The organism is Dietzia sp. NPDC055343, from assembly GCF_053645265.1.
Genome location: NZ_JBSHMJ010000012.1, coordinates 74,109 through 97,283, shown reverse-complemented (window position 1 = coordinate 97,283; position 23,175 = coordinate 74,109). Strand labels below are relative to the sequence as shown.

At 61.5% G+C, this 23,175-nt stretch carries 13 protein-coding genes; 9 read left to right on the top strand and 4 right to left on the bottom strand.

Going from position 1 to position 23,175, the window contains the following annotated elements; genetic code table 11:
- Positions 1 to 624 precede the first annotated feature (624 nt).
- Both ACWIE7_RS08130 and ACWIE7_RS08125 read right to left on the bottom strand, forming a co-directional pair.
- Positions 625 to 855: a hypothetical protein gene (locus ACWIE7_RS08130; RefSeq protein WP_454068999.1), complete on the bottom strand. Its 231-nt coding sequence runs from the start codon at positions 853 to 855 to the stop codon at positions 625 to 627.
- Between the two features lie 470 nt (positions 856 to 1,325).
- A complete protein-coding gene (locus ACWIE7_RS08125) occupies positions 1,326 to 2,036 on the bottom strand; it encodes a TIGR02391 family protein (RefSeq protein WP_454068998.1) in 711 nt (236 codons plus the stop codon).
- Between the two features lie 377 nt (positions 2,037 to 2,413).
- Here ACWIE7_RS08125 and ACWIE7_RS08120 point away from each other — a divergent pair, with 377 nt between their 5' ends.
- Positions 2,414 to 3,220, top strand: a complete 807-nt coding sequence (locus ACWIE7_RS08120) for a restriction endonuclease (RefSeq protein ID WP_454068997.1) — start codon at positions 2,414 to 2,416, stop codon at positions 3,218 to 3,220.
- A gap of 144 nt (positions 3,221 to 3,364) precedes the next feature.
- Here ACWIE7_RS08120 and ACWIE7_RS08115 read toward each other — a convergent pair whose 3' ends face one another.
- Positions 3,365 to 5,428, bottom strand: coding sequence for a phospholipase D-like domain-containing protein (locus ACWIE7_RS08115; protein ID WP_454068996.1), 2,064 nt, complete (start codon positions 5,426 to 5,428; stop codon positions 3,365 to 3,367).
- A 309-nt stretch (positions 5,429 to 5,737) separates the two neighbouring features.
- On the opposite strand from ACWIE7_RS08115, the gene ACWIE7_RS08110 reads away from it, so the two are divergent.
- The 4 genes from ACWIE7_RS08110 (at position 5,738) to ACWIE7_RS08095 (ending at position 11,291) form a co-directional block, all read left to right on the top strand.
- On the top strand, positions 5,738 to 6,595 hold the full coding sequence (locus ACWIE7_RS08110; RefSeq protein ID WP_454068995.1) for a hypothetical protein: 858 nt from the start codon (positions 5,738 to 5,740) through the stop codon (positions 6,593 to 6,595).
- Positions 6,596 to 6,680: 85 nt separating this feature from the next.
- Positions 6,681 to 7,994: an ISL3 family transposase gene (locus ACWIE7_RS08105; protein ID WP_454068994.1), complete on the top strand. Its 1,314-nt coding sequence runs from the start codon at positions 6,681 to 6,683 to the stop codon at positions 7,992 to 7,994.
- 43 nt (positions 7,995 to 8,037) lie between these two features.
- Positions 8,038 to 10,353, top strand: coding sequence for a type ISP restriction/modification enzyme (locus ACWIE7_RS08100; protein WP_454068993.1), 2,316 nt, complete (start codon positions 8,038 to 8,040; stop codon positions 10,351 to 10,353).
- Positions 10,354 to 10,544: 191 nt separating this feature from the next.
- Positions 10,545 to 11,291 carry a restriction endonuclease gene (locus tag ACWIE7_RS08095; protein ID WP_454068992.1) on the top strand — a complete coding sequence of 249 codons (747 nt, stop codon included), beginning with the start codon at positions 10,545 to 10,547 and terminating at the stop codon, positions 11,289 to 11,291.
- A 385-nt stretch (positions 11,292 to 11,676) separates the two neighbouring features.
- Here ACWIE7_RS08095 and ACWIE7_RS08090 read toward each other — a convergent pair whose 3' ends face one another.
- Entirely contained in the window at positions 11,677 to 12,609 is a 933-nt protein-coding gene (locus ACWIE7_RS08090; protein WP_454068991.1) for a 5'-nucleotidase, read from the bottom strand.
- Positions 12,610 to 13,756: 1,147 nt separating this feature from the next.
- Between ACWIE7_RS08090 and ACWIE7_RS08085 the strand changes: the two genes are divergently transcribed.
- The 4 genes from ACWIE7_RS08085 to ACWIE7_RS08070 all read left to right on the top strand — a co-directional run bounded on the left by ACWIE7_RS08085 (position 13,757) and on the right by ACWIE7_RS08070 (position 22,231).
- Positions 13,757 to 15,580 (top strand): GIY-YIG nuclease family protein, encoded by a 1,824-nt coding sequence (locus ACWIE7_RS08085; protein ID WP_454068990.1) that lies wholly within the window; start codon positions 13,757 to 13,759, stop codon positions 15,578 to 15,580.
- Between the two features lie 284 nt (positions 15,581 to 15,864).
- On the top strand, positions 15,865 to 17,844 hold the full coding sequence (locus ACWIE7_RS08080) for a type I restriction-modification system subunit M (RefSeq protein ID WP_454068989.1): 1,980 nt from the start codon (positions 15,865 to 15,867) through the stop codon (positions 17,842 to 17,844).
- Positions 17,841 to 19,118, top strand: coding sequence for a restriction endonuclease subunit S (locus tag ACWIE7_RS08075; protein WP_454068988.1), 1,278 nt, complete (start codon positions 17,841 to 17,843; stop codon positions 19,116 to 19,118). Before ACWIE7_RS08080 ends, ACWIE7_RS08075 begins: the two co-directional genes overlap by 4 nt.
- 2 nt (positions 19,119 to 19,120) lie before the next feature.
- Positions 19,121 to 22,231, top strand: a complete 3,111-nt coding sequence (locus ACWIE7_RS08070; RefSeq protein ID WP_454068987.1) for a type I restriction endonuclease subunit R — start codon at positions 19,121 to 19,123, stop codon at positions 22,229 to 22,231.
- Positions 22,232 to 23,175: the final 944 nt, after the last annotated feature.

Below are 23,175 nucleotides of genomic sequence, written 5' to 3'. Positions count from 1 at the left end.
ACTCTCTGGGATAGGGACCGGGCATGATGACATCCTCCCCGCCAGCGCCTCCCGGCACTAACGATCAGTTGTCACCGATTCGTTCCTCACGCCCCTTCCCTGAACCACCTCGTCTCCAACGAGGTCGGCACCGAAGCAGTCGAATACCTAGCTGATCTACATGACCACATCAGGGCCTTTCCGCCGCCCATCGACTACCGTCGTCGCCGACGTCTGTTCCCTACACCCGCGCACCTGGGTCCAGACGTAAGCGGACTCGGATCGACGCGCCTGCGTCGCCTGGCTCGAGCCGGAGGCCACTACAAGACCGAAGCCTTCACATGGAAAATCAACCGCTACGTGTGGCAACTGCTTACTGGCTACGACCCTTTCGTCACACGAGCAGCGCAACTGCTATATGGACCTGCCGCTTACGACTACCGCCGGTTCGTCCAGGAGATGCACCCGGAACTTCAACGAACAGCCGGCGAAGTCGCCGAACGGCTCCTGCTACGACATCGCATCGGGGAACCCGTCGCCTACGACCTGGCATGGGACCCCACGTCCCAGGGCTGGTCGCAGAACGGCCATCGAACTCACTTCTTGACGGACCCGGGTCGTACGGATCTTCGACGCTCCAGCTTGTCAATCCAGATCGCCGCCTCCACAGCTGGCGACCTCGAAGAGCTCATCCACCTTGCCCTGGCAGGCGAGCACCATCTCGCCCTGCGGATCTACCGATTCGTCCTCACCCATCACCTCTCTGCCAAAGAGGCCTGCACCGCTCTCGGTCTCTCCAACTATCAGATAGCCCGTGAAACCACCCGAATCGAATCCGCCCTCGGGGACGAGCTGTTCATCCGCCGCCGTCACCATCGACGAGAACTCACCCCTGCTGGTCGCGAACTCGCCGCCATAGCCCGCCCCTACCTAGCGGACCTACAACGCGTCGCCGGCCCCGATGCCGTGCCACCAGACAAGTCACTACTGGAGCCGCCCCCGATCAAGAGACGATAGCGAACCCCACGCACCCCGTCAGGCGAGGCGGCCCCGGCTCGGACCTCACCTACACCTTGAAATCGTCCAAGCTACTCACCGGTACAGCCCCCAGATTGCGCTGTGCGTCACATCGGCGACAAACTCGAATCGATAGACCTGACACTGAACGCGTCTTATCGGCGCAGTGACGGCTATGACGTGCCTCAACCCAGGTCAGGAAGCCCTGCCGCCTTCCCGCGTCGTAGTGCGGCAAAGGGGGACTCGGTGACGCCAGACGGAGCTGGAGCGCTTGGAGAATGGCCTACCCGGCGACATGTGTCGCCGAGGCCCTCCCGAGAACCTTACTGTCACGCGAGACGTGCCTCCGCCAGATCGAGACGGCGCATGAGCAAGCTCGCGAAAGCTAGCTGTTCCATCGCTTCGTCCGCGGCAATCGACAGTTCTTCGTGCCCTTGGGCGTTGCGCAGCGCTGCCATCGCACCCATGAAAAGGAACCGGTAACCGTCGCTCTCCGCCTCGTGAGTCTGGCTATTCACGCCGTCGCTCGTTACGTCCAACACGGGTGCACCGGACTTGAACGCGACTCCCATCAGGCCGCGTCCGGTGTCGTTGATGCCCGACAATCGCTGCACCCTTAAGTCGACTGCCCGGAATGCGGCGAATACGGCGTCACCGTAGTGGCCGACGGCGTACTTACTCCCCGCCGCAGCAGATACGTGCGGGTGCAAACCTGGCAGGTCGACCGGTCGCGGCTTTAGCACGACGGCGTCAGGCGCGAGTTCGTATCGCACCTCAGTATGGGAGAGGTCACGCCCCATGCCCATACCGAGACGGGTGGGGTCCAAGTGATCGACCTGGGTGAGTCGCACCCGTTTGAGCCGGCCACTGGGCCGCGGAATGTCGACCAAGTCGCCTTCCTCAACGTCCGCGTTGAGGGGTAGCAACAACATCGGTTCACCGTGCTGTGTAGTGGAGTCGAGAGCCTGGACCTCGTGGCTGACGACTTCTCCAGAAACGTTCCTCGTGACAGTCATCGGTTCGTAGTCGAGATTGAACATCGCATCCTCGTTCTCGTTCGCGGTCCATGGCCTGGGCTCGAGCCTTCACCAGTTCTGCAGCCCTGTTCGAAGAACGCGGGGAACAGGGCGCAGCTCAAACACAGTCCACTACGCACTTTCGGCGGGGTGGCGGTCTTTCCGGGGCAGCTAGGTGGTGAACCGATCTGACCGCGGATTGTCAGAAGGCCACATTGCCGGAACTGTCTCCAGTGCCGGAGAGTAGCGCTACTTCGGCAGCCAGTAAGTGACTACACAGCAACTCGCTCCGGGAGAAGGCATGATGTCAGCTACCCTCCATGTGCGGCCCTGGTTGTCCGGGGGCTGGGTTAGGGTCGATGCGTATACTGGCATGAAGGGGAACGTAGACATTGCCTGACGTGAAAGTTCCCCTGCATCGACAAGCCGAACTGCATGCCGCTGGATTTCTGACGCGGCTCGGCTATACCGGCGTCACAGCTACTGCTAGCGCCCGGGACGGCGGTATCGACATACTGGGCGACACCGTAGTTGCTCAGGTCAAGTGGCATAGCGAACCTGTGGGTACGCCGAGCTTGCAGGCATTCATTGGAGCCGTCCACGGACACACCAAGAGCGACAGAGTCTACTTTTCTCAAGCCGGATACACCGCCGGAGCAATCGAGTACGGACGCACTCTCAAAATCAAGCTCCTGCAGTTCGCACTATTTCCCGAAACGGGATGGATTGCCGCAGTCGGATCTGATCTCCCCACGCTAGCAAGGCAGCCAATCCGCGGCCACGACACTCCTTCTGGAGCCGGGGCAGCCCACCGGAATTCAAAACCGACGATCGTGCGATGGGAGAATCTCTCAGCGACTAAGTCAGTCCCTGACAGCTTTGTCCTAACGCTAGATGCCCTGAAACTTCCGGCAAAAATTCTGAAGCGGTGGAGACGTTCTGAATCTAGCTCCACCCTTCGATGGGTCTTACTAAGGATTGAACACCGCGGCACAACTGGTCGCGCAGTGATCGGTCCCATGCCTGCGGAAAGAGTGCCCGAGCTGCTCGTTTCCATCGACAGGCTCCCAGAACTGTCTGGCTGTTCAGTGGACGCGAGGAAACTCGCGACTCTAGGCAAAGGCCAAGAACACCAGCTAGAGCTTCACACGCCGACGCCGGAGACTGGCCGACTACGGCTTGATCCGCCTCTGCGATTGGAACTGTAGGCGCAACGGTGGGTCATTACAGCTCTCTCAATCCTCGATGTTCCAGCCGGAGATTGAACGGTGCGAAGGCGTTGTTGGATCCTTGCCACTATTTTAACCTGCGAACTTAACTGAATCCGATTTATCGGCGCGGTAGCGGCCTGCCTATCCGACGAACTCGCCGTTGGCGTCGGCGCGCTGGCAGCCGACTGCCAGCGCCCGTACCCCAGTTTCAAACTGGTTAAGCTCGAGCTTTTTTGGTCCTCCCTGCAGTCCTTGGGGCTTAATGTTCAGGTCGCGAGGGGTGACTGCGACGGGGTCGTAGGGCATAAACCGGGGCAGAGCATGGTTGACCCAGGGCCATTGTTGTCCGGCGTCTTCTCCTTCATGCTCGGCAACCAGATCGGGATCGTTCACCGCGCTTTCGGCAATTTCCACTGCGGCGACGCATCCGTGTTCCTTCTTGGAGTAGAGAAGGACCAAGTCGCCGGGTACGCATGCTGGTTTCCTGCCGGAGGAAAACCATCCACCAGAGATCCAGTCATCCGGGTCCGGAGTGCCATCGAGCGTCTTGATCCACAGCCCGACGTTGTCTCGGCGGGCCTCCTTAAGCAGATGCTCTACGACAGCGTCCAGGTCACCAGGGGGGCGGGGTGCGGGCGGGCCGGGGCGCGGGTCAGGCGGCAACGCGGCCGCCTGACGCTCGAGATGGTCGATGTCAGTCGGCACGACCTCGAAGCCCTCGTCCCACCACTGATCCAGGATCTTCTGCACTCGTGGCACGTCGGAGCGGGGGACGGTCGCCGACAACTCCAAGTTGGACGCCTGGGCGGAGCCCAGGCCGGCGCCGGTGAGGTTGGCCGACCCGATCATGGCGAACGAGGTGCCCACCACGTACGCCTTGGCATGAAGCCGGGGGCAGTTCTGGATCATCACACCCGCCTCCAGCAGGCTGCGTAAGCCCGCGACGGACAGATAGCTGTTGGCCGCGGCTCGGGCGTCAAGGCAGGTGAGCAGATACCACTCGTGCCGTGAGCGTTCGGCGAGTTCGGCCAGGCGCCGTGCTACTGGCTCGGAAAGGTACGGGCTGGCCAGTGTGACCTGCCCCCAGTCAGCCTCCAAAGCTTCGAACAGTTCCGCCTCGGCGTGGTCAACAATCACTGAGTCCTCCTGCAGGTCATCAAGCTGGTTGCCGGGTTCGAGGCCCCGTATCGACCTTGGGGCAACGTTGTAGATCTGGCTATCGTCGCCGATAAGAACAGAGGTTTTGTCAGATGAATCCCACGCCGGGCTGACACCGTGGTCGGGCGATTCCATATACCGCCCCATGACAAGTCGTCCGTTTTGCCGTAGCTGCGGATGCTCAAGCTCGGGACGCATGATGGTGCCCGCAAGCCGCGCCCGTACACGGTCTTCGCCGGTCGGTGCCAGCACCCGCGGATAGTAGGAGTCGTCCTCGGTCCAAGACAGCCCGCACTCGCCGCACCGGAACTCGTGCGTCACGCCGAAGATGACGCAGCCGGCCGTCTCGTACCCCGGCGGAGGCGGGCCGGGGGGAAACCCCCACAGCACCCGTATCGTGTGTTCCGCGGAACAGGAGGGACACGGTGGCCGGCCTTCTCCCAGCAAGTCGGCTAGCTGTGGTTCGACAGGGGAGTGAAGACGGTCGTGGCAGTCCCGGCACACTGCGATTTCACTGCACACGTCGTCAGAGCGGCCAGTGACATGCCACTCCAGATCTAGCTCCTCGCGCTCGCACACCGGGCAGCCGTATGCCGAGTATGCGCCGGAGTCCCAGGGCACCTGGGCGCACTGTTCACCGCTCAGCTCCCGCCACGGCGTCGGGGCTTCTGCCTCTTTCAGCACCGCTGCCCGGACCTTGTCCGCCAGGTCGGGATCGATCGTGCCTGGCAAAGACGGGAACGCGCACCCGAGCCGACGCTCCACCGCGGCAACCGAGACACCGTCCGGATAGAACCCGACGCTCTCGAAATCGAGCCCGTCCGGACTGTGCGGCCCGTCAATGATGAGGTCCCATTCGACGATGGCCGGCCTCGCCGATCCGGTGACGTGGAAGACCTCATCACCGGGGACGCACCCCTGGGGAAGAACCCAGTCGACATCGTCCAGATCGACCCTGTCGTCGCCGGTAAAAAACGCCACCGCCTTGTGAGCCGGCGTGATCACAGAGACGTGCAGCTGGTTACGGGCAGTTGCGGCATGGGCCATGCTTGCCGATGGTAAACGTCCTTGCGCCTGGCGCGTCGGTCTCTGCGTCGGCCGTTGAGATCACCGAACCCTGTTGACCTGCCAACTTGCCAGAAGCGACACTATCGGCACATCTGTCGTGGACCAACGACCTTGCCCGCGGGGCCTTCTGATTCGAGCACCCTTCGGCGCGGCCGACGAGGCTGGGGATCTTGCAGGTGGCACTGTTGCGGGTGAGGAAGCTTCCTACAGCGTGGTGCCGCTTGCGGCAGAAGGAGTCGAAGTGTCGCTGGGAGACTTGGCAGCTCTGTTTGATCACTTTGTAGCCGAATGCCGGACAACGCTGGGGTTGCTGGAGCGTCTTTCGAGCTGAGCGTCACCGGGAAGCTGGACAACTTCCTCACGAAAGCGTTTTCCGGTGAGAGCGTGCACACTCTTCACCTTTCGCAGCAAACAAGCACAGGTTTTGGCGTTCCTGACTTCCGCGTTGATGCGCCCGAGGGGCTACTCGGCTGGGTTGAGTTTAAGGCCGTAGTTGGCAAGGACCTTCGGTCCTTGAAGGGCCACGACAAGAGGCAGCGAGAGTTGTTCGTGGCCGGCCTGCACAACATCATTCTGACGAACGGGTGGCAGTGGGAGCTCTATCAGGACTCCAGGAAGATAAGGACCGTTACGTTCGATTCGCAGCTGTTCACCGCCGACACTATCCCCATGATCGACTCGGGCAGGATCGACGAGCTGCAAACTCTCCTTTCCTTGTTTTTGACCTTTAAGCTGGGATCCTACGAGACGACCGACACGGCTGTTAGTGCGCTGGCCTCAAGGGCCAAGGCGTTGAAGCTCGCGCTCAGCGAAGTGGGGCCGTCAGGTGCAGGCGCACATTTGAACCAGCTTCGCGCAGATTTCCAGGCGCTGCTTTACCGAAACGGTCAGCCGTTCACCTGGGAAAAGTTCGTGGATTCCTATGTTCAGATTGCAGCGTTCGGCGCATTGCTCTGGCGGCTCGAATCTGGTGCAACGATCAGCTTGCAGCATCAGGTCGGACTGAAAGTCGGACTTCATCCACTGTTATCCCAGTGTCTTGCGATCCTGTGGTCTCCGCAATCTCGCATACCGACCCTTGAGTCCCTGCTTGAAGAATTATGGGCCCTTCCGGATCCGGAGTGCGTAGCGGGGATGCTCCGGTGATGCGGTGAGGCACAAGATGTAGGGGTCCTGGGGCGTGTGAAGATGCAGGTTCTCACGCCTCGCATCGAACACCCCAGGACCCGCTTTGAACGCTACCGCCAGCCTGCTTGCCGACACCATCTGCCGCACCGTCGAGCTTGGGGTGACGATCACCGACGCCGCCGTGGCCGGCGAGTTCACGCACCTGTTCTGCGCACCGGTCACACTGGACCCGGTCTGCGCGGAGTGCGGGATGGCGGGCCGGATGCGGGATCATGTCGAGCGGAAGGTCACTGATCTGCCGATCGTGGGTCACCCCACGAGGCTGCATGTGCGGGTACCGCGCTTCACCTGCGACAACAATGCCTGCAGCACCAGGATTTTCCAGCAGCGGATGCCGGCGTTGGCCGAGCCGCGGGCCAAGACCACCCTCCGGTGCAGCCGCTGGATTCTGCAGCGTCTGGCGATCGACCGCACTAGCGTCTCCGCGGTGGCCAAGGCTCTCGGGCTGGGCTGGGATCTGGTCAACGACCTAGCGGTCTCGAAGATCCGCACCATGGTCTACGACCAGCCCGGCCACCTCGACGGGGTCCGCGTTCTCGGGGTCGATGAGCACAAGTGGAAGCACGTTCGCGGCGACGGCTCCTCTTCGTTCGTCACCGTTCTGGTCGACCTCACCCCGGTGGTCGACGGCACCGGGCCGGCCCGGCTGCTGGACATGGTCCCGGGCCGCTCGGCGAAGGTCCTCACCGACTGGCTCGACGCCCGCGACCAGGTATTTCGAGATCGGATCAAGGTGGTGACCATGGACGGGTTCGCCGGATACCACACCGCCGCCGCCAAGGCCGTCCCCGCCGCTCGCACCGTCATGGATCCGTTCCACGTCGTACACCTCGCTTCGGACAAGCTGACCGTGTGCCGCCAGCGAGTGCAGCAGGCCACCACGGGGCACCGCGGCCGCACCGGCGACCCTCTGTACGGGATCCGCCGGGCCTTGAACACGCGCGCCGAGCTGCTCACCGACAAGCAGAAGGTTCGACTGTTCCAAGCCTTCACCGCTCATGATGCACACGTGGCAGTGGAGGTCACCTACGACGTCTACCAGCGGCTCATCGACGCCTACGAGGCATCCGGTAAGCGGGAGGGCAAGATCGCGATGTACAAGCTCCTGCGCTCCATCCGGACCGGAGTACCGAAGGAACTGCCCGAACTCGCCCAGCTGGGCCGCTCACTCTGGAAGCGGCACCGCGAGATCCTCGCCTACTTCGACACCCGGGCTTCCAACGGCCCCGTCGAAGCCATCAACGGCCGCCTCGAGCACCTCCGCGGAATCGCCCTCGGCTTCCGCAACCTCAAGCACTACATCTTGCGATCACTCATCCACTCCGGCCAGCTCCAGAACCGAATCAACGCACTCTAAAACCGGACGGGCCGAATTATGTCGAACGGTCAACCTTATCCCCTTGGACCTTTTCGAGATCGGGGGACAATCGAGTCGCCGAAGGAAGTATCTTCCTGATCCGATAGTTCATGCGTACGAGCCGTTTTTTCGGAAGTACGACCAAGCGGCCCGTGAGGCGAATGGTGTTTACTACACGCCTGTAGAAGTCGTGCAGCAGATCGTCTCTGGAACCGATGAGCTCCTGCGTAGCTCTCTAGGAAAACGCGCAGGCATCTTGGACGAGGCCGCCCGGTTTCTGGATCCGGCCACGGGCACCGGGACATTTCTGCTGGGGCTCGCGAACGAGGTGGCGCTCGAAGCGGAAAAGGCCGGACTCCCGACTGATCAAGTGGTCAAGGAGGTCCTGACCGAACGAACGTCAGCGTTCGAGTTGTTCCCAGGGCCCTACACCATCGCTCATCAACGGCTGGAAGCCTTGCTGTCCGCACACGGGGCCTCCCCAACGACCCGACTTCCCATCTACCTGGCCGACACTCTTGCCACGCCGGAATCAGGCGAGCTGCCGCTGTCAGGGTTCGGTCCAGCGGGTGATGAGATACTGGCCGAGCGTGAACGCGCTGACTGGGTGAAGACCGGCGAGGAGATACTCGTTGTGCTCGGGAACCCGCCATGGGAGAGAGTGAAAAAGTCAGAAGGCGGGTGGGACGTCTTCGCCGATGCGCTGATGCAGCAAGTCGTCGACGCGACCCCAGCTGACAAACGCGCCGATCTAAAGTCCGCAAGAGATCTCTACGTCGCATTCTGGGCGTGGGCCCTGTGGGTCCTTCGGAGCCCCGACGACCGACGGGAGACCGTGCAGTCGCCAATCGTCGACACCACCAAGAACCACGGGATCGTAGCGTTCGTAACGAACCGAACTTGGGTGGTCGGCCCCAGCCTGGTGGGCCTTCGTACGCTGGTCCGGCGTGGGGTCAAAGAAGTCTGGGTCTGTGACCTTGGGGGAGACGCACGTGGAGGAGCCGGAGCCAAGTCGTTCGCTGGCGGGGATTCCAACGTCTTCGCCATTCAGACCGGCGCAGCGATAACCTGGCTGGTCTTTGACCGCGATTATGTGGGCGAGCCAGTCGTGAAGTATCGACGAATCACGGGAAACAAGCCCACGAAGCTCGACTTGCTAGCTGAGCCTTTTGACGATTCCTTGTTTGACGAAGTTCACGGGGACAACTACTTCCTCCCCGTGAACTGGTCTCCTGAGTTGAAGGTAGCGCCATCCCTTCCCGACCTCTTTTGGTTCGAGCCGTACACAGGGATTCAGTCAGCTCGAGACACAAAAGAGTATTCGCCTTGGGCCGTAGATCCCGACGAGGTCTACGCGGAAACACGAACACGGCCGTCCGCTTCTCCGGTGCGATCTGGGGCCCTAGGTCGCTGGAGCCAGCTTTCTGAGGCACAGCGCCGCGCTGCTTGGGCGACTGCTGCCTCAACCAGGTCTAACAAGAAGGTCCCGCGCAAGGAGTCGCTGGATCCTCGCAAGGTTAGAAAAGCGCTCTACCGTCCGCTCGACTTCCGCCACGTTTATGACGACCCCGCGTGGATCGACTGGTACCGAGAGGACCTTCATCGCATTTATGCCGACGCAGAAATCCCGACCTTAATCTCACTCCCTAGAGATTTCGGCGCCGGACCCTTAGTCATTCACTCCGACCTCATCCCAGAGCAACACAGTTTTCGTGGCAAGGCCGGAGGCACGGCGGTGTTTCCACTGTGGCTTCCCGGAGACGGGCGTCCTGACGACGGGCACACGGTGGTCAACGGTCGTCGATGCGGCTTCGAGGACAGTACCCTTGAGTGGGCGGAATCGGTATTCCTGGGCTCCTCCAACCTTGCTCAAGACACGTATGACTACGTGCTGGCGCTACTTTCCGCCCCGCTGTACTCGAAGCGATACTGGCCCGAGCTCGAAGCGGTCTCTCCTCGCGTCCCGCTCATTGAGGACCAAAACATTGCTCAGGAGGCCCTCGCCCTTGGTCGGCAAGTTCGCGCCGCCTGGAGGCGCGAAGTGCGCACAACAGGTTTGAAGTGGGAGGCAGCGGGGAATGGACAACTCGGTCCAGCGGTGCTGCACGGTTGCGTTCTGCGGTTCGCGAATGGCCGAACCATCACCGGCATCCCCACCGGAGCGTGGGAGTACAAGGTCAGTGGGTACAACGTGCTTTCCGAATGGCTCGCAGCTCGGGAGCACTGGGTCGTAACGATCGCCCAGGCACAGGAGACACTTCAAACCATCGCGGCGATTGGCGCACTGGTCGAGTTGAACCCAAGCCTCGATAGCCTCTTCGAGAAGGTGGACCAGCTCAAACCTGTCGGCGACGAGTAGGCCGACCGCTATCAACGGGCCGCTCTTAGTGCAGATAGAGATTCATCGAGGTGTAGTGGAGCTGGACGCTACGAGCTAGGGGCCCGATCTCGAGCTGTCCTGTTGGGGTACAGGTCGCTAGATCGAGCTCGACGAAGCGTAATCGAGGCCAGTTGTGAACGACCACGCACCGGTTCAGATATAAGTTGGTGATGCAGTACATAACTAGCCCGACCGCAGCCGAGGAAAATGCTGCCGCCAGGATGCGCGAGTTCGGGTTCGCCGACGCCGAAATTACAGGCGGCAGCGCCGACGCCGGCATCGATGTCCAATCGAGAAGAGCCATTGCCCAAGTCAAGTGGCAGGGCGCAGTTACAAGCCGCCCCGACCTTCAACGGCTTTATGGTGCCCGAGGTGCGGTGGACAACCGGGCACTGCTGTTCTTCTCTGCGTCTGGCTATTCGGGTCACGCGGTTGAATACGCTAACCAATGTGGAATTTCTCTTTTCACCTACGACCCGCTAGGGAAGGTGTCTGCGGTTAATTCCTCTGCGGAGGACTACATTTCTAGTGCGCGAGATCGCAGGAGCGCTCCAACGCGGACTGTTCAAATCAGTCAGCCCAAGAGGCCTCTCGCCCCCCGGGGTTCGGCTGGCTCCAGCGCGCCTCTGAGCTTGGGCGGAAACGCGAGGAGTGCCGAATCGCAGCGAAATCTCGAAGCTAGAAGATCCCAGGAACAAGCAGCGCTGAAGAAAAAACAGGACGAGGACGCAGAAGGTTGCCTCCGTGTGGGATGTGGGACTACTCTGGTTGTAGGTTTTGGAATTGGACTCTTTGTTGCTGGTCGGCGCCTTATCGATGCCGATGATGCGGGGGCTGCTGGATTGGCCTTGGCGATAATTGTTGTGTGCGCAGCTCTAATCTGCGCGGGGGTCAGATTAATAAGACCGAAACAATGAATCGTCGGACAATCGCGTCAGGTCCAGGGGCCGTCGATGAAATGGTACTGCGTTCACGAGATGTCAAGCCCTGCAGAGCAGGGAGGATCGGCGGCGACTCCCACCCAGCGTCGCGTTGGGGTACACATTAACGAGAATTGGGTCCTGGAGCCCCCTAATATCGAGGCCATCTCCGCCCTGCTGAGTAGTTGCTCTACAAATCCACGCTAATCGGACGTGGGATCTGGTCGGGGATTGCGGTTCGCTTCGCGAGAGAGTCGTACCGCGGGAACTGAGCTAGGGGTACGCGCCGCCAGGCAGGCCGACTCCGTTGCAGGTGGTCCCTTCAATTGGTCGAACATTGGTACGCGTCTTAGTTGCCAGTCAGCAGGAACCCGTTGAATTGTTATGGTCCGATCGGCTCGTTGACCACGCCGAATGGCACGTGCACGCTGGGTATTTCGTCCGCTGCGCTTGTCAGGTGGCCTAGCTGGTCGTCGAAGAAGATGTGTGGCCTGAGTACTCGTAGTACCTTGGCTTTCTCGATACCGCCCAAGAAGAATGCGTTGTTCACGCGGACGCCCCACGATTGGAGCGTCCTTACCACCCGCTCGTGTGACGGCGCATTGCGCGCAGTGACGATTGAAACGTGCACGCGCCGGTTGTAGTCGGGGTCTTCGGCGGTTCGTGCATCCTCGACATCCTGGATGCGGTTGATTCCGCGGAGGAAGTCTGACAGCTTCCCCTCCGGAAGCGGATCGTCTAGGTGTTCGGTCTCGTGAGCGTGGAAGCCGGGCAGTCCCTCCGACTGCATAACACGCTCCGAGGAGTCGTCAGCGAGGACGCCGTCGAAGTCGAAAGCGACCCGAAGATCAGTTTCCTCTGGGCCTGCGGCAGGCGAGCCGAGGACTTGACCGGCCGCGAAGCCCATGTCTAGTGCGACCCGGACGTCCTCGAGACTCTGGGAGAGGAACAGCGACATATTTAGCGCACCCATGTACGCATACGGGGAGAGGCCTTGCATGAAGATCGCCCGAGTTATCGGCAGACTGTGATGAGCAATAGAGCGCATGACGCGCAGACCTGTCTCTGGGTCGTTACGTGACAGGACTATGACTTCCACCAGCGGCTGCTCGGGCGAAAGATCGTTTAGCGATAGCAATCTCTTGATGAAAGGAAACGCGACACCAGGCTCTAGGGGGTCGGCAATCTGCTGTTCCTGATACTCCCGATACCGGCTTTCACCGTATTCGCGGAACACTGCGTCGGATTCTGAGAGGTCAAAGAGTGCACTTGAGGCAACACCAACTACAAGTTTGTTTTCCAAATCGTATGCCACGGTACTCCTCAAGGGCAGTAGGGGTCGCGACCTAACACTAGGGCGACATGTTGATGGGTCAGCACTACGTCCAGAGAGGTTGAGTCGTCCGTCCGGACGGGCAGCCCACCTAGCGCTCGTACCGCAGTAGCGGCTGGAAATATGCATTTTCAGGCAAGTCTCAGCCGTCCCAGCCATTTCCTTCAAAACGGCCCCAAAATCCCAGAATCCCAAGAATTCGACCCAGAATCCCACTTTTCGCCTTGCGCGTGTCGCCGTGCAGCCCAGATTGACGAGAACCGCCGGTGCGAATTGACAGAACTCGGGCATCCGAGGGCATGTTGTCAAAGTAGCGGGGCTGAGCGTCGATTCGGCCGAGAGGCCTCGATCCGCGATGAGCACGCTGACTGCCGGAGTCCTGGTAGCTCGCGTTGCCATAAGCGCGCCCATCGACGAGCAGGATTATCGCTTCGATGAGGGGAGGCCTCCGCTGACGACTCGCCGCACACCTGCTGCAGAGTCGAATCTGAGATCGGCGCGCCTCGCGCGTGAGTGCTCGAGGCGGTCCGCCTTGTGCTCAAGCTTGAATCGCAGCTTGCCGGCCTTGTTCCTCTCCGCCCTCAGTTTCTGCTCGGCACCGGTCATGGGCCCACTCGCGCCTCGTGACTTCTCCAGCGCTGCTATTTCCCCGCCGAGCGAGCGCACCCGCTTGTCGATTCTGCGAACCTCTTGCCGGAGCTTGGCCACCTCTTCGATCCACCTGCGCCCCTTCGGTTCCGCCTGGCTTGGGCGGTCCTCTCTCACCAGCTTCGAGCTAGGTGAGATTCCGTTCTGGCGAAGAATCCCGAGATCTCGGTGGCTCAACTTTCGGTTCTGCGGCATAGAAGTCCCTACCTTTACTACTGCTTCGCACCAGCTGCTACACGCTCACTGTTCCGCAGTGGTACGACATTGTTGCCAGTGAGCGCGCGGTCCGGATGTATCACGCGGATCCGTTCGACGAGCTGCGTTCAACCTAGCCGCTTCCACCCGCGTCAGGGCGCTGGTGAGCGTAAACTAGCGATCCTGCGGAACTGGACACTTAGCCCTCTGCACGACCCGGCCGCGTTGGTGACTTGCATCCCGCAAACTGGTATTTCTCCGTTTTACCATCAGAGTTAGAGTCCCTATGTCGAACGATCCTGCTTGCACCGCTTTCGTAGCTGATGATCGTGACGAGTTGCTTTACGTCCCGATCTCCGGAGTTGATTCAACTACGAGCGTTCGACAGGCCACTGCCGGTTTGACCCTTCGATTCCAGATGGGCGGCGAGGCCTTCTGTCTTGACTTCGATGGTTCGAAGTGGACAGAGGCGGGCCACTCGCGCAGTGACAGCGTTAGCGATAAAGAGGAAAGCGCCATCTGGTGGCCACTGCTTCCACCAGTGCTACGGACGAGCGGAGTGCCCGATGATGAAATGCTCGGTAGGCAACTCGCGGAGGCGCTATCCCGTCATGCCGAACTGATCGAGTTGTACGGCACTCTCGTTGCGGGCGGGTGGTCGGTTGATCTGAAACACTCTGCACCGAGCGGAGGGGCGGCGCTGGCGTCTATCTCGATGAATGCTTCCGCGCCGGTGCTGGACGCCGATCATGCGCCTGAGGTGTTCGCCGTCTGGAACCTCCCGGCAGGAATAGAGAAGTTCGAGACGACGTGGATTTCTCCGACGCCCGACGACGAGCCGTGGAGCTTCGACCTAGCTCGCACGCGCGTAACAACCATGAGCGGAGCGGTTCATCCGATCGGTCCCCACGTGATGTCACTGGTTGCGATCGGAGCCGCACCCTCGTGGACGCTCCGCGCAGGCGTTGACCAGCAGTACGAGCGCCACTCAGCGGGCGGGCGAATGCCGACGACGGAGCTCGCTTGGACTATCGAGCCTCGGCCAATTCCAAACCCCGAAGAAGTTGAATCACGCCGTATAGCACTAGACGAGTGGGCCAAGATCCACGGCTTTGGCACGATTGTACATCCAGCTACACCTGTAAAGACTCAGGAGTTTCTTGAAGCACGCGGCGAAGGCCTTGCTGGCTACTATCTTCTCGAATTCGACAACGGAGACTGCTACCTGGGGCAGTCCGTTTCGATCGCAGACAGGCTAAAGGGTCATCGAACGCTGAGGAAAGACATTAGTAGTATCCGGCCGCGACCTGACCCAGTTGCCAGCGCCATGCATAATCCCCTCCGGCACTTGCTCAATCACGAGCGTGCGCTGATTGCCAGTATTCAGCAGGCCGGCCTGCCTGCCCGCAACAAGGCGCAGATGACCTACCTCACGGGCCAACGGTCGTTGGACGGCTGCCTCGCTGATAGCGACTGCACAACCGCAGAATGGCTTGCTGACCCCGTTGGGATCAACGCAGCCTCTTTCGGCCGGGAGCAACGTCTCGAACTGAGGTCGGAGATGCTCGCCGGTGGGCGCGCGGACCTTGAGCTGTGGAAGACCCGGACTGAGCCGGATACATCTACGGCTCTCGAGCTTATTCGCTCGTACTTGCAGCGCTGCTTGCCGCTGCCACTGCAGACCGAATACGAATACTGGACGCTCAGCTCACCCCAGATAATTCCGCGTTGGGGCACCTTGTCAAATCTGACGATCGGCTGGACCGAAGCGTTTCGAATCAACGTCGACCGGAACGGTCACCTATCGGGGTGGGTGCAGGTCAATAGTCTCGAACTACTGGGTGAGGACTCGACCAACGAAGCCGTCGTGCGCTTCCTTCGCCAACACCCCGGAGCTAGCCTAGAAGAGGCGCCATATCAGGCGGCTGGCCCGTACAACCTCAACCTGCACGCACGTGACCTGCATGTCTTCGCGGACCTCTTGGACGACACCGCTGTAACCAGAGCCGCAGCTTCCGCGTCCCTGCATCTCATGCGCCACAGAAAGACCGGCGCTAACCGCAATGCGCACAACCCGGTGCTTGTCAGAGCCGCACTCGGGATCAATTGACCGCTCCATCTAGAATGTGCCCTGGTACGGGGCTTCTAGCTCCGCGACGCAACCCGCTTCGTTGGCGGAGAACCGAGTGTCCGTGCGAGGTGCACCATGACCCTTCGCGCGCCGTGTACGCAGACCCGGCCTGTCCTGGGAATCGCACGTAGGCAAGAGCCCCCTGGGAGCACCAACGTTGTCCAATTCGTCCTGGCCTCTCTGCGGTGCGGGGTGATCGGGAGTGTCCGATGGGACCACTACATTCGAGAAAACAGCCGTTCACAATTAAGGAACCACCCGAGTTGCCCACCACGAATGCCGCCTTCATCTGGTCCATCGCCAACAAATTGCGCGGGCCGTACCAGCCCAATCAGTACGGCGATGTGATCCTGCCGTTTACGATCCTGCGGCGCCTGGACGCAATCCTCGCGCCCACCAAGGAGAAGGTGCTCACCGAGTACGCCAGGTTGCAGGACAGCGGCATCGACCCGTTCGTGGTGCTGCGGTCGAAGTTCGGGCTGCCGTTCTTCAACACCTCGGTGTGGGACTTCGGCAAGCTCGCCGCGGATCCGGCGGGCCTGGCGGACAACCTCATCGACTACATCGAGGGGTTCTCGCCCAACATCCGGGATGTCTTCGACGGCTACAAGCTGCCGGAACTGATTGACGATCTGGACAAGAAGGACCGCCTGTTCCTCATCGTCAAGGACTTCGCGAACCTCGACCTGCACCCGGATCGGGTCAGCGGCCACGACATGGGCTACATCTTCGAGGAGCTCATCCGGAAGTTCGCCGAGTCCAACAACGCCCAGGCCGGTGACCACTTCACCCCCCGCGAGGTCATCTCGCTGATGGTGGACCTGCTGTATGCGGACTCCGATCTCGAGCTCACCACTCCCGGCATCGTGCGCACTATCTACGACCCAGCGGCCGGCACCGGCGGCATGCTCTCGGTCGCCTACGACCACCTGGTGGAGATGAATCCCGACGCCAAGCCGGTGCTGTACGGCCAGGAGGTCAACTCTCGCTCGTACGCCATGTGTAAGTCGGACATGGTGATCAAGGGCCAGGGCGTGGACAACATCTACAACGGTGACACGCTCACCGACGACGGCTTCCACGGCGAGCACTTCGACTTCCTGCTGTCCAACCCGCCGTTCGGGGTGGAGTGGAAGACGCAGCAGAAGGCGGTCAAGGACGAGCACGAGCAGCGGGGCTTCGCGGGCCGTTTCGGTGCCGGCTTACCGCGGGTCTCCGACGGCTCTCTGTTGTTCCTGATGCACCTGGTCAGCAAGATGCGGCCCGTCCGCTCGCCGGAGGACAAGGGCTCACGGCTGGCGATCGTCCTCAACGGCTCGCCCCTGTTCACCGGCGGCGCCGGCTCGGGCGAGTCCAACATCCGGCAGTGGATCATCGAGAACGACCTGCTCGACGCGATCATCGCCCTTCCGACGGACATGTTCTACAACACCGGTATCTCCACCTACATCTGGATCCTGGACAACGCCAAGACCGACGAGCGCAAGGGCAAGGTCCAGCTCATCAACGCGGTCGAGATGTTCGGCAAGATGCGCAAGTCCCTGGGCTCAAAGCGCAAGGAATTGCGCCCGCAGGACATCGAGAAGATCTGCGAACTCTACGACGGCTTTGAAAACCACGACAACGACGACGACAACGCGCCCGCCCTCTCGAAGGTGTTCGCCAACTCGGAGTTCGGATACCGCACCATCACGGTGGAGCGTCCCCTGCAGCTGCGATTCCACATCGCCGACGACACCGCCGAGCTCGTGCTCGCCACCAAGGCGATCGCCAAACTGCCTGACGTCGATCAGGATGCCATCCGCAGCGCTCTCGACGGTCTCTCGGGCCGCTCGTGGACCAACCGAGACGCCTTCGTCACTGAGCTTCGAGCTGCACTGAAGTCCGCGGGCATGGCCAAGGTCGGCGCCCCGGTCATCAAGACCATTTGGACGACGATCGGCGAACACGATCCCGAGGCCGACGTCATCACCGCCAAAGGCAATCCCGAGCCCGATACCTCACTCCGGGACACCGAGAACGTGCCGCTGACCGAAGACGTTGAGGAGTACTTCGCCCGCGAGGTCCTGCCCCATGTGCCGGATGCGTGGATCGACCACGACAAGACCCGCACCGGTTACGAGATCCCCTTCACCCGCCACTTCTACCGCTACACCCCACCCCGTCCCCTCGAAGAAATCCAGAAGGACCTGCGCCAACTCGTGACGGAAATTCAGGTCATGCTCGCGGAGGTGGGGGCGTGAGTCCACGAAACTTTTCTGAGATCCGCCTGTCACGGATCGCTGCGGAGCCAATCGTAAATGGCATCGGCGAGACATCCGATATCGGCGAACCGACCTGGCCGAGGTACATCAGAATCACCGACATTCGCGGCCTCGACGAACTGAAAAGTGAAGAGAGAATGTCGCTGCCGCCTACTCTGGCCGCGAAGGCCAAGGTTGAACGCGACGATATTGTCATGGCGGCAGTCGGCGCTACAGTTGGCGACGCTTATATCCACCAGTCCGATGCCCCTGCCTGTTTCGCTGGCTACCTCGTCCGATTCCGCGCAGATAGATCATTGGCGCATCCACGCTTCGTCGCGCATTGGACCCAGTCTTCGCACTACCGACATCAGATTCGAAGTGGCTATGTCGGATCCACAATTGAGAATTTCAGCGCCAGCAAGTACCGAGCGATGCGGATTCCGCTCCCCGCACTCAGTGTGCAACGCGAGATTTCCCGCTTTCTCGACCGCGAGACCGCCAAGATCGATGCGCTGATCGCCAAGCAGAATCAGCTCATTGCCACCCTGCGCGAGGACCGCGCCGCCACGATCACCCACGCGGTCACGAAGGGGCTCAAGCCCGGGGTGGCCCAGGCACCGTCCGGAATCCAGTGGATGGGTGACGTCCCCGCACACTGGGAAGTTGCTCGGCTTCGCCATCACGCCACAATGAAGACGGGGCACACACCCAGTCGTCAAAAACCTGAGTTCTGGGAGAACACGCACATCCCATGGTTTACTTTGGCCGACGTTTGGCAACTGCGAAGTGGCCGCCAGATCTATCTGGGAGAGACCGCGGGTAAAATCAGTTCGGTTGGCCTCGCAAACTCGGCTGCTGAGTTGCTCCCCGCTGGGACAGTAATACTCTCTCGGACGGCATCGGTCGGATTCAGCGGAATCATGCCTATTCCAATGGCAACCAGCCAAGACTTCTGGAACTGGATTTGCGGACCGAGCTTGATTCCGGAGTTCTTAGCATTCGTTTTCCGCGCCATGAAGCCCTATTTTGACTCCCTGATGATGGGTTCGACTCATCAGACGATATATCAAGCGGACGCCGCTGCGCTTCAAGTTCCGCTGCCGCCGGTTGACGAACAGAACGAAATCGTCGAGGCACTGAAGATCAGGACGCGCGCGGCCGATTCACTCATCGACAAGTCTACCGAGATGATCGAAGTTCTCCGCGAGTACCGGTCGGCCCTGATCACCAATGCCGTGACGGGAAAGATCGACGTGAGGGAGGCTGTGTAGTCATGGCCCAGCATCACGAGTCCCTGCTCGAGGAGGAGATCTGCGCCCATCTGGCCGCGCACGGCTGGGAGTACTCGCCCAACGACACCGGGTACGACCGCGACCTCGCCCTGTTTCCCGAAGACGTGTTCTGGTGGCTGCAGCACACCCAGCCCGACGAGTGGGACAAGCGCATCAAACCCACAGACCCGCCCGCCGCGCAAGAGAAGTCCAAGGCCGCGCTCCTCCAGCGGCTGTCCAAAGCCCTCTCGGCGGACCTCAAAGCCGACGGCGGGACGCTGGCGGTGCTGCGCCGGGGGTTCTCGGACTTCAACGCGAACTTCGCGATGTGCCAGTTCAAGCCCAACTCCGGGCTCAACGCCACCACCGCCGCCAAGTACCACGCTGTGCGGTTGCGGGTCATGCGGCAGGTGCGCTACTCGCGGTCCCGCCCGGGCAAGGCCATCGACCTGGTGTTCTTCGTCAACGGGATCCCGGTGGCGACCGCCGAGCTCAAGACAGACTTCACCCAATCGCTCGAGCACGCTATCGAGCAGTACAAAAAGGACCGCCTGCCCAAGGGCGAGCCGCTGCTCGGCTTTGCCACCCGTGCGCTGGTGCACTTCGCCGTCTCCAACACCGAAGTGCACATGACCACCCGGCTCGCAGGCCAGGACACCGTGTTCCTGCCCTTCAACCGCGGCAACGGCCACCACGCCGGCAACCCGCCCAACCCGCGCGGCTCGGCCACCGCCTACCTGTGGGAGACCATTCTTCAGCGCGACACCTGGCTCGAGATCCTCGACCGGTTCATGCACCTTGAGATTACCGAGAAGCGCGACCCGGACACCGGAAAGAAGACCCGCAAAGAAACCCTGCTGTTCCCCCGCTACCACCAATGGGACGCCGTTACCCGACTCGTCCAGGCCGCCCGCACCGAAGGGCCCGGGCATAAGTACCTCGTCCAGCACTCCGCTGGCTCGGGCAAGACCAACTCCATCTCCTGGCTCGCCCAGCGCCTGTCGTCGCTGTATGACGAAGACGACGCCAAGGTGTTCTCCTCCGTCATCGTGGTCACCGACCGGACCGTGCTCGACGCGCAACTCCAAGAGGCCATCCACCAGATCAACCGCACCACCGGCGTCGTGGCCCACATCGATGGGCTGACCGGCTCGAAATCCTCAGAATTGGCCGAGGCTCTCGAGTCGGGGACCCACATCGTCGTCGTCACCATCCAGACCTTCCCCTACGCCCTGGACGCCATCTCCGACCGCAGCACCCTCCGAGGTCGGTCCTTTGCGATCATCGCCGACGAAGCCCATTCCTCCCAGGCTGGTGGGGCCTCTAACAAGCTCAAGCAGGTCCTGTCGCAAGCCGAGCTCGACGAGGTCGCCCAGGGCGGGGTCGTGTCGGCCGAGGACATGCTTGCCGCCGAGACCAAAGCCCGCGCCGAGGCCGGCAACATCTCCTTCTTCGCCTTCACCGCCACACCCAAGGCCACCACGCTGGAACTGTTCGGCCGCCCTGGACCCGACGGCACCCCGCAGCCGTTCCACCTGTACTCGATGCAGCAGGCGATCGACGAGGGCTTCATCCTCGACGTCCTGCGCAACTACACCCCGTACAAGACCGCGTTCCGGCTCTCTCACAACGGCAAGACCTACGCCACCAGCGACACCGGGGAAGGCACCGTCGCCGTGACCACCGAGGGGGGCGACGATGATCTGGTGGACCGGTCCGCCGCGGTGAAGTCGGTGATGAACTGGGTCAAGCTGCACCCCACGAACATCTCGCAGAAGGTGCAGATCATCGTCGAGCACTTCCGCCAGAACGTGGCCTGGCGCTTGGACGGGCAGGCCAAGGCGATGGTGGTGACCAGCTCCCGCAAGGCCGCCGTGCGCTACAAACTCGCCTTCGATAAGTACGTGGCCGAGAACGGCTACAGCGACATCGCCGCCCTGGTCGCCTTCTCCGGGGAGCTCACCGACCCCGAGTCCGGCACCGACGAGCCGTTTTCCGAGATCAACATGAACCCCGGGCTCAAGGGCCGGGATCTACGGGATGCGTTTGCCACCGACGAGTTCCAGGTGATGCTGGTGGCCAACAAGTTCCAGACCGGGTTCGACCAGCCCAAACTCGTCGCGATGTACGTCGACAAGCGGCTTGGCGGGGTCCAGGCTGTGCAGACCCTGTCGCGGCTCAACCGGACGTTTCCGCCGCTGAAGGACCAGACCTTCGTGTTGGACTTTGCCAACGAGGTCGACGACATCGTCGACGCGTTCGCCCCCTACTACGAGGCCACCACCCTGGCCGACGTCACCGACCCGAACATCGTCCACGACACCGAACGCAAACTGTCCGTCGCGGGGATCTATGAGCGCTCTGAGGTCGACGGTTTCGCCGATGCCTTCCTCGCGCGCGAAGGCCACAACGCGCTGGTGAAGTGGGTGGCGCCCGCTGCCGACCGTTTCACGGTTCGGATGCGGGCCGCGGTCGAGGCCTCCGACGCCGTGGAACTGGATGAGCTGCAGATGTTCCGCAAGGACGTGGGCACTTACGTGCGGCAGTACGAATTCCTGTCGCAACTGTTCGACTACGAAAACCCATGGCTGGAAAAGCTCGCGCTGTTCCTCAAGCTCCTGGCCCCGCAGCTCAGCAGTGGGGAGAAGGACACACCCATTGACCTGTCGGCGGTGGCTATCGACTACCTCGGCCACCACCGGCAGACCACCCGGGACGGTGAGCTCTCCGGCGGCACCCCACTCGAACCGGCCCGCGAGGCCGGCACCGGCACCGTCCGCGACCCCGACATGGTCGCCCTCGACGAGGTAATCGACCGCATCAACGACCTATTCGCCGGCGATCATCCCGACTCCTCCGTCCGCAACGTGGTCACCCACATCAAGGACCGGCTCGAAGAGAGCGAGACCCTCAAGACGCAGGCCCAGAACAACTCACTCGCCCAGTTCCGCGCGAGTCCCGACATCGATGTCGCCTTCACCGACGCCGTCATCGGATCCATGGAATCCTCGGCAGACCTATCCGCCCAGATCCTCAACAACCAGGACCTGGCCCGCGCACTGCTCGGCGAGCTCCTGCCTGCCGTCTATCGGACGCTGAGCAAGGCGAGCTGAACGGTCTGATGACGTCCGACGAGAGTGTCAAATGGGCTACGTGCAACGACTGTGGCCAGCACTCACAGCTGGGAAGTAACGGCAAGCTAGTCCCTCACTTCGACCGGCCGAACAAGCGCCGCCAGTGCGTGGGCTCTGTGAAGCATGTGCGACAGCAACAGTTGCTGGAGCAGCCACCCGCAGACAACATCGCCCCAGCGGTCGCAATCCCTCCGCCTCGCCCTAAACCCGTCAGAGTCGAGTATCCCGACACCCCAAGTGGAAAATCGATCCGAGCAATCAGCGGCGGCGCGATCGAATCCAAGCGTAGATAGCCTCCAAGCGCAGTCCAGCTAAGACCGCCTACTCACTCGCGTGGTGTTGTCAGATCGGGGAGAGGACAGATTGCTGCGAATCGTGTGACACGCCAGTGAGAAATTGACAGATTGTTTGAGAACCGACAAGAGAGCTTTCGCCATGCAACCCAGATTGACAGGACCCTCCCGTCTACTTTGACGGAATCTGCCGCTGATCGGGATGGCTGTCATGGTTGGCCAGTCGAGCGAGCTTAGTGCACGATCTCGCCTACGCCCCACCCGGATCGCGCAGGGCTATGTCAAGCGACTCTGACCCCGTTGCGACGGTCTGAGTTGGCCCCGCCCGGCGGCTGACCGGACGAGCGAAACGCGGCAGATGCGGTCTGGTTCAGGGCGAAGCGTGCTGGCAGCCGGCTTGCGCCTCGCGAACGAGTTGGTGTCTTGTTTGCAGGGCTTAAACCCTGTTCGGCATCAGGGTAGTCCGCGGGGGCTCAGTGACCTGTTGCGCACAACTGCTTCGCACTTATGAGGAGGGACGATAGCTCGGTCCCGGTTCGATCCAGGTTGGCGGAGTCCATGCGTCCATGCTCTCGCGTACCGCCGCCCTCCTTCGCGTTGTCTGCGTCGGCGGACGACTTCGGTCCGAGA